This window comes from Aeromonas sp. HMWF014 (assembly GCF_963878295.1).
Classification (GTDB): domain Bacteria; phylum Pseudomonadota; class Gammaproteobacteria; order Enterobacterales; family Aeromonadaceae; genus Aeromonas; species Aeromonas popoffii.
Genome location: NZ_CAWNYS010000314.1, coordinates 1 through 2,232, shown reverse-complemented (window position 1 = coordinate 2,232; position 2,232 = coordinate 1). Strand labels below are relative to the sequence as shown.

At 62.7% G+C, this 2,232-nt stretch carries 3 protein-coding genes; 2 read left to right on the top strand and 1 reads right to left on the bottom strand.

Translation table 11 applies throughout. From position 1 onward, the window contains the following. Positions 1-56: 56 nt before the first annotated feature. Positions 57-725 carry a TetR/AcrR family transcriptional regulator gene (locus AAC083_RS12930; RefSeq protein WP_108536817.1) on the top strand — a complete coding sequence of 223 codons (669 nt, stop codon included), beginning with the start codon at positions 57-59 and terminating at the stop codon, positions 723-725. A gap of 13 nt (positions 726-738) precedes the next feature. Next, positions 739-1,539 (top strand): hypothetical protein, encoded by an 801-nt coding sequence (locus AAC083_RS12925; protein WP_108536816.1) that lies wholly within the window; start codon positions 739-741, stop codon positions 1,537-1,539. A 79-nt stretch (positions 1,540-1,618) separates the two neighbouring features. On the opposite strand, the gene AAC083_RS12920 is transcribed toward AAC083_RS12925, so the two are convergent. Next, positions 1,619-2,232: WSD1 family O-acyltransferase (locus tag AAC083_RS12920; protein ID WP_146181669.1), on the bottom strand; the 614-nt coding region annotated here is incomplete at its 5' end.

The window sequence follows — 2,232 nt, the reverse complement described above, 5'->3', positions numbered from 1 at the left end:
ACACTGGCTGACCCGCCGCTATGGCGGCAAGGGTCGTCGCCATTCGAAGGAGTAGCATGGACAGCAAACCAAAGCGGCGGACGCGGGAGCGGATCCTGGCCACCGCCCTCGCCCAGTTCAACATGTTGGGCGAGCCGACCGTCACCACCTCCGCCATCGCGGCCGAGCTGGAGATGAGTCCGGGCAATCTCTATTACCACTTTCATCACAAGGAAGAGATAGTCAACGCCCTGTTCGGCGAGTTCGAACAGGAAATGGCCCATCTGCTCGACACTGTCACCCCCCCGCTGGACGAGACGGAAGACATCTGGTTCTTTTTGCACCTGATGTTCGAGCTCATCTGGAAGTACCGCTTCTTCTACTACGACATCAGCACCCTGATGAGCGGCAACCACAAGGTGGAGCTGCGCTTCTCGGCCCTGCTGCGGCGCAAGGAACAGACCGCCGCCGCCATCTGCCACAGCCTGGCCGGCAGTGGCTTGCTGCTGGGCAGCGACGCCCAGATCGGTGCCTTGGCGGCCAATATCGCGCTGGTGGGTACGTTCTGGATCTCCTATCGGCGGGCGTTGCACCCGCGTGCCGATGCTGACATTGCCCTCGGGGTGTTTCAGGTGATGCAGCTGGTGGCCCCTCGCCTACATCCCAATGCCCGTGCCCATCTGGATGCTATCGCCATTCATTACCGCCCGTCTCTTGCGACGAGCGAACAGGATTCCGATTTTTAACAGGGAGAACAACATGACCACTTCACAACCCAAATTGTCCGATTTCACCCCGTTCCCCTGGCCGGAAGCGGCCTATGACTATGCGGGGGCCGGTCTCAAGCAACATTGGGCCCGCCTGCATCAGGGGGATGCCGAGCCCTGGCCTGCCGACAAACAGGTGCAGGCGGCTTGGCGTGCCTACCATGCCGGCGACTTTGGTCAGGCGGTGACGCTGGGGCTGGAGGCCGGTGACGCTGGCCTCAACGTGGTGAACAAGGCGCTGGTGATCCATGCCAGCTACCTGCTGGAGGACAAGTATGCCAAGCGGGAGGCGTTCGAACTGGCGGCCAGCAACGCCGAAAGACTGCAAAAGCGTCAGCCCGATAATGCCAACGCCTGGTATTTTCACGCCCTCGCGCTGGGTCGTTACAGCCAGGTGATCTCGGTCTCCAAGGCACTCTCGCTCGGCATAGGCGACAAGATCAAGACCAGTCTGGACAAGGCGCTGGCGCTGGCGCCCGACCATGCGGAAGCGCACATCGCCTTCGGCGCCTGGCATGCGGAGATCATCGACAAACTGGGTGCCATGATAGGCAGCATCACCTATGGCGCCAAGAAGGAGGAGGCCGATCGTCACTTCAAGGCGGCGCTGGCCATCATCCCCCACTCCGCCATCGCTCGCATGGAGTACGCCAATGCCATGGTGATGATGCATGGCAAGAGCAAGATGGCGGCCGCCGAGGCGCTCTACGGCGAGGCGGCCGAGTGCGCGCCGGTGGATGCCATGGAGCGGCTCGATGTGGAAGCCGCCCGTGAGGAGCTGGAGGACGAATAGTCCGGCGGTACTGCGCAATGAAAGAGGCCAACCCCAGGGTTGGCCTCTTTGTTTCATGTCGGTGGCGTGCCAGAGCGGCTCAGCCGTGCAGCAGCTGATCCAGCATCTCGGGATCGTAGAGCAGATCCGGCTCCATGAGCACCAGCAACAGCAGCTGTTCGAACTCCACGGCGAAGCGAAGGGCAATGAGTTCAGGGTCCGGCACCCGCTTCTTGTCGGTGATGAGGCCGAGTTGCACCTTGTTGTCATAGGAGAGGATAGAGACGCCGACGCCAATGTCACCGGCCTGAGGCACCCAGAACAGGGGCTGGCGCAGGCGGGCACCGGCCAGATAGAGAGTCTGCTGGGGGCCGGGCACATTGGTGATGACGGCGCTGGCCTTGGCCGACAGAATGTCGATGGCTTGTTGCTGCACCGCTCTGGGGGCCATGCCCATCACCTCCAGCAGATTCAGCACCACCGCCGGTTGCAGGGAGGATTTCAGCGCCTGCATCCGATCCCGCACCGCATGGAGCCGTTGCAGCGGGTGCGCTATGTCGATGGGCAAGTCCAGGGCCACCAGCCCGAAGCGGTTGCCAAGGGCCCCCTTGTCGTCGGGCGCGCGCATATTGACGGGCACCAGCGTGCGGATCTCGATGCCATCGACCTCGTCCCCCTGTGCCAGCAGATAGTGGCGAAATGCCCCGGCGGTGG